This is a genomic window from Halorussus litoreus (assembly GCF_003382685.1).
Taxonomy (GTDB): Archaea; Halobacteriota; Halobacteria; order Halobacteriales; family Haladaptataceae; genus Halorussus; species Halorussus litoreus.
The window spans coordinates 1-5,176 of sequence record NZ_QLVG01000091.1 but is presented as its reverse complement, the minus strand read 5'-3'; the positions used below and the strand labels follow the sequence as shown (position 1 = coordinate 5,176).

Genomic DNA, 5,176 nt, shown 5'->3' with positions numbered 1-5,176 from the left:
CAGGTCGCCGCGCCGCTAGCGGCGCGGCGACCTGCCCTCGATATGATTGAATTTCAATGCGCACGCGACGGAGACGTGTAACTCTCTCGAAATCCAAAATCGAAGCGAAAAGTCCGCGCAGCGGGGCAGTCGGCCGGCGGTGCGGTCGACGCCTCGGCGTGTTCGGTCGAGGCTGCGAAGAGTCCGGTCTACTCCTCGTCGAGCTCGCCTTCGAGCTCCTCGACGATCTCGTCCTCGTCGACGTCGGCCTCTTCGAGGGCATCTTCGAGTTCGGCGCCGCCCATGCCGCCACCCATGCCGCCGCCCATCATGCCGCCCATCGGGCCCATGCCGCCGCCGTCGATGGTCTCCTGGACGATGACGCGGTCGAACCCGAGCTGGTCCATCACGTTCTGGGCGATCTGCTGCTTCTGGAACATCCACTGCTGGTTCATCGCGAGCTGGGGCGTGCTCTCGATGTACAGCGTCTCCTTCTCGACGGTCTCGGTCTCCGTCTCGGGCTCGGCGTCCTCGTCGTCCTCGTCCGGCTCGACGACGGTCTCCTCCTCGACCTCGTCGGTCTCGATCCACATCTCGAGGTCGGCGTCGATGTACATCGCGAACAGGCCGTTGGCCTGCTCGACGCGGTCCTCGACCTCGCCGACGATCTCGTAGTCGTACTCGATGTCCTCGCCCGCGAGCGGGTGGTTGAAGTCCACTCGCGCGCGGCCGCCGATGATGGTCTCGACGTAGCCGTGCTCGCCGTCGACGTCGACGTGCGCGCCGGGGTAGCGTTCGTCCTCGGGGATCTTCTCGGCGCTGACGGTCCGAACCTCCTCGGAGTCCTGCTCGCCGAACGCCTCCTCGGCGGGGATGGTGGTCTCGCCCGAGTGGCCGATCTCCTCGCCGAGGATTGCCTCCTCGACGCTCTCGAAGATGTGACCCTCGCCGATGACGATGGTGCGGGGCTCGAACTCGCGCTCCTCGTCGTCGAGGCCCTCCTCCTCGGCGACTTCGGGGTCGGTCGTGTCCACGATGTTACCGTCCTCGACGGTTCGTGCGGTGTAGTCGAGACGGACGAAGTCCCCGCTCTGGAGCCCATCTTGGGTCTCAGCGTCGTCGGTCTCGGCTTCCTCTTCGGCGTCGGCTTCGACCGCTTCCTCGACGTCGTTGTCCTCGGCCTGGTCGTCTACGTTCGCTTCATTGTCGGCCACGTCGGCCTCTTGTTCGTCACTCATACCCGAACGGTAGCCCGTTCGCCCCTTAAGAATCACGTTTCGTGCTTCCGAGGGGATTCCGGCGTCCGAGGAGGGGAAACCACCACCAGAGAGCGCGATGGTCGCGAAATAAAGCTCGAATCGGTCCCAGTCGCCCCGAATCGCGACGGGCGTGCTATCGAAACGGTTTAAAGTCGCGCACGGGTACAAGCGGGTATGAGTCAATCGGAGCAGAGACAGGCGCGGCGATGCGTCTCCTGCGGGATCAACATCTCCGGGAACAACGCCGCCTCGTTCAAGTGTCCCGACTGCGGACACCAGATCTACCGATGCGCGAAGTGCCGCAAGCAGAGCAACCTCTACGAGTGCCCCGACTGTGGGTTCATGGGTCCGTAACTATGGGTAAGGTCGCTGCAAAGATCAAGGTCATGCCGCAGAGCCCCGAAATCGACCTCGACGAGCTTCAGGAGAAGCTCGAGGACGCGCTCCCCGAAGGCGCGAAGATCAACGGCTTCGAGCGCGACGACGTAGCGTTCGGCCTCGTCGCGCTCCTGCCGACGGTCATCGTCCCGGACGACGCCGGCGGGACCGAGGCGGTCGAGGAGAACTTCTCGAACGTCGACAACGTCGAGAGCGTGGAAGTCGAGAACGTCGGTCGAATATAGGAACGACCGCAGTTCGCTGTTCTTTCAGAAGCAGATTCGACGGGGAGCGTCGAGTCCGCCGTGAATCATCGCTCGGGTGAGTCGCCGTCGTCACTCCAGTCTGCGCATCTGCTCGCGGTGGAGCGTCACGATGAGGTCCGAGAGCACGCCGAACATCAGCAGCTGGACGCCGAACAGCATGGAGACGCCCGCCAGCACCGCCAGCACCTCGTGGGAGGTCCGCGGCGGGACGAACCACTCGTAGGCGACGTAGCCTGCGATCCCCACGCCGAACAGCCCGCTCACCGCGCCCACGCTCCCGAAGTAGAACAGGGGGTTGTTCGTCTTCGCGAGCTGGTACAGTGTGACGAGGATGACTCCGCCGTCGTGGAGCGGGTGGAGGTTGGGGTCCGAGCCGTCGGGTCGGGCCTCGTAGCGAATCGGGACGACCGCCGTCGGCACGTCGTGCTTGACGCACTCGACGGCCATCTCGGTCTCGACGCCGAAGCCGTCGGCGTTCAGATAGAAGTTCTCCATCGACTCGCGGGTGAACGCCCGGTAGCCGCTGAGGATGTCCTCGAAGTTCTCGCCGTGGACGTGGCGGAACACCCAGTTGAACATCCCGTTGCCGAATCGGTTGAACCGGCTCATCGCGCCCGACTCCATGTCGGCGAACCGGTCGCCGATGACGTGCTCGTACTCGCCGTCCAGCAGCGGTTCGAGCATCGCGTCGGCGTCCGCCGGGCGGTAGGTGCCGTCGCCGTCGAGCATGAGGACGTACTCGCTCTCGACGTGGTCGAGCGCCTCGCGGATCGCCTGTCCCTTCCCCGTGCCGGACTGCTGGACCACGCGCGCGCCGCGCTCGCTGGCCACGTCGGTCGTCCCGTCGGTGGAGTCACCGTCGACGACGAGGACGTTCTCGAAGCCACGGCTGGTGAACCCGTCGATCACCTCGCCGATGGTCTCGGCTTCGTTCAGGGTCGGAATGAGCACGCACACGTCGTCGCGGTCGGCCATCGAGAGAGACTGGTCACCACGAGCGCAAAAGGCTTACCCTACGTCCGCTCGGGTCCGGCGTGGCTCGTCTACTGGAATGGAACGTGCTCCGCAAACGACGCTCCACGAACGACGGCCGCTAAGCCCGATTGTTCCGTTCTACGCGGTCTAAATGCCGGAACGGGAAGGAATTATCAGGCGTGAAAATGGACGAATCCTATATGTATCGGTGGTCGTAATTCACAGCCGGGAAAGTTCCCGAGCAATCGGGGTCACAACAATGATAGGAGATCACCTTTCGTCGGTGACGGACAGGATCGAGAGTACGGTCAACGACCGCGGTCAGGTGGGTATCGGTACGCTGATTGTGTTCATCGCGATGGTGCTGGTCGCGGCGATCGCGGCGGGCGTGCTGATCAACACGGCTGGCTTCTTGCAGACCAAATCCGAACAGACCGGCCAAGAGAGCAGTGCACAGGTGTCGAATCGCGTGCAGGTGGTGAGTGCGTTCTCGAACGTCGCGAACGAGCGGGCCGACTACGTGAATCTGACGGTGATGCGCGGGTCGGGGTCGGACGACATCAACTTGTCGGCGGCCACGATCGAATGGATCGGGCCGAACGACGCCAAAACGCTGACGAATGCGGATGCGAACGCCTCGACCCTCGGATTCGGAAACGATGATTATGGCCAGGCAGGGAGTTCTAGCTACGCCAACTTCACTGTCGAAGATATCAAAGACCCGGACGACTCCGTGCCGGTGCTCAACACCCAGGACGACCGGTTCAAGATCGTGATGAACACCACCGCGATCAGCGACAGCCGACTCGGTGAGGGCGAAGAGGTCAAACTCAAACTCACCACCCAGTACGGCGCGGTCACCCAGTACCGCGCAAACGTCCCCCAGTCGCTCTCCCAGGAGACCGCCGTGACCGTCTGAGGGCGGCCGATAGCAATCGTCGGCCTGCCGCGGGTCGACCGAACGCGGGTCGGCCGCAGAACGACTGCGGCCCTCGTCACGAATTGTTCTCTTCGGTCGATGTCGATTTTCCTCGGCCGGCGCTGGGTTCTTTCCGCCGGACGACCAGTGACCGTCAGTATGTTATAGCCCGCTTCCATATCCGGTGGTATGAACCCGTTCGTCGCCGCAGCCGGACTGCTAGTCGGGCTGACGGCGCTGCCGTATCTCGCGTTCCTCACCCTCTACGGGCTGGTCCGCCCCGACGGGTCGCCCGCCGACAAGCGCGCGGCCGAGCCGACAGTCAGCATCGTGCTCCCGACCTACGACGAGTCGGGTATCGTCGAGGGGAAGCTCGACGACCTGCTCTCGCTCGACTACCCGATGGAGAAGGTCGAACTGGTCGTCGTCGACTCCAGCACCGACGAAACGCCCGAACTCGTCGAGGCGTACTTCGCCGACCGCGAGCATCCCGAGCTGAACCTCATCCGTGAGACCGAGCGGCGGGGACTCGCGCCCGCGCTGAACGACGCCTACGCTGCCGCGGACAACGAGATGGTGGTGAAGACCGACTGCGACTCGTACGTCGCCGACGACGCGCTCCGGGAAGCGGCCGCCAACCTCGCCGACCCGGACGTGGCGGCCGTCACGGGCCAGAACGCCGACGTTCTCGGCGGGAGCGAGGTCGAGGCGGGCTACCGGGGCGTGCAGGCCCACATCCAGACGCTCGAGTCCCAGCTCGACTCGACGCTCATCTTCCACGGGCCGTTCTCGGCGTTCGAGAACGAGGCCATCGAGGCGGTCCACCCGACCGCGCCGGTCGACCCCGACTCGCTGGCCGACGACACGGAGCTCGCGCTCAAGATCCGCCGGGGCGGCGACCGCGTCCTGTTCGACCCGGCGATCCGGTACAGCGAGGCCTCTCACTCGGAGTTCGGCAAGCGCCGCCTCCAGAAGGACCGCCGCGGGATGGGGCTCATCCGGCTGCTCGCCCAGCACCGCGACGCGCTCGGGAGGTACGGCAACTACGGCAGGGTCGTGCTCCCGTTCAACTGGTGGTTCATGGTCGTCTCGCCGTGGCTGGTGGCGCTCGACGTTATCGTCGCCACCGCGGCCGGGGTGGCGGTCGCCGGCTGGGCGGGGCTCGCCGTCCCCGCCGCGCTCGCGGGCTTCGTCTGGCTCGGCCAGAAGGATCTGCTCGGCCCCGGGCAGGCGGTGTACGCGGTGTTCGACTCGCAGGTGTCGCTGCTCAACGGCGCGCTCGAACTGCTCCGCGGCGAGGGCGACGGCACGTGGGAGGTCGACGAGGAGCTTCGGGAAGCGTTCGACTGACGCCAGCGCTCCTCGTCTCTTTGGATGGCGGTCGCGGGGGGGGCGCGGGG

6 protein-coding genes are annotated in these 5,176 nt (G+C 65.3%); 4 read left to right on the top strand and 2 right to left on the bottom strand.

Translation table 11 applies throughout. From position 1 onward, the window contains the following. Positions 1–188: 188 nt before the first annotated feature. Positions 189–1,217: an FKBP-type peptidyl-prolyl cis-trans isomerase gene (locus DPQ64_RS18360; RefSeq protein ID WP_115865739.1), complete on the bottom strand. Its 1,029-nt coding sequence runs from the start codon at positions 1,215–1,217 to the stop codon at positions 189–191. A gap of 195 nt (positions 1,218–1,412) precedes the next feature. On the opposite strand from DPQ64_RS18360, the gene DPQ64_RS18355 reads away from it, so the two are divergent. Then, positions 1,413–1,592 carry an HVO_2753 family zinc finger protein gene (locus tag DPQ64_RS18355; RefSeq protein ID WP_115865738.1) on the top strand — a complete coding sequence of 60 codons (180 nt, stop codon included), beginning with the start codon at positions 1,413–1,415 and terminating at the stop codon, positions 1,590–1,592. A 2-nt stretch (positions 1,593–1,594) separates the two neighbouring features. Then, positions 1,595–1,861 (top strand): elongation factor 1-beta, encoded by a 267-nt coding sequence (locus tag DPQ64_RS18350; RefSeq protein ID WP_115865737.1) that lies wholly within the window; start codon positions 1,595–1,597, stop codon positions 1,859–1,861. A gap of 90 nt (positions 1,862–1,951) precedes the next feature. Here the strand turns inward: DPQ64_RS18350 and aglJ are convergent, their stop codons facing one another. Then, entirely contained in the window at positions 1,952–2,857 is a 906-nt protein-coding gene (gene aglJ, locus DPQ64_RS18345) for an S-layer glycoprotein N-glycosyltransferase AglJ (protein ID WP_115865736.1), read from the bottom strand. Between the two features lie 283 nt (positions 2,858–3,140). Here aglJ and DPQ64_RS18340 point away from each other — a divergent pair, with 283 nt between their 5' ends. Continuing rightward, positions 3,141–3,776: an archaellin/type IV pilin N-terminal domain-containing protein gene (locus tag DPQ64_RS18340; protein ID WP_115865735.1), complete on the top strand. Its 636-nt coding sequence runs from the start codon at positions 3,141–3,143 to the stop codon at positions 3,774–3,776. 189 nt (positions 3,777–3,965) lie between these two features. After that, on the top strand, positions 3,966–5,126 hold the full coding sequence (locus DPQ64_RS18335) for a glycosyltransferase (protein ID WP_115865734.1): 1,161 nt from the start codon (positions 3,966–3,968) through the stop codon (positions 5,124–5,126). Positions 5,127–5,176 lie beyond the last annotated feature (50 nt).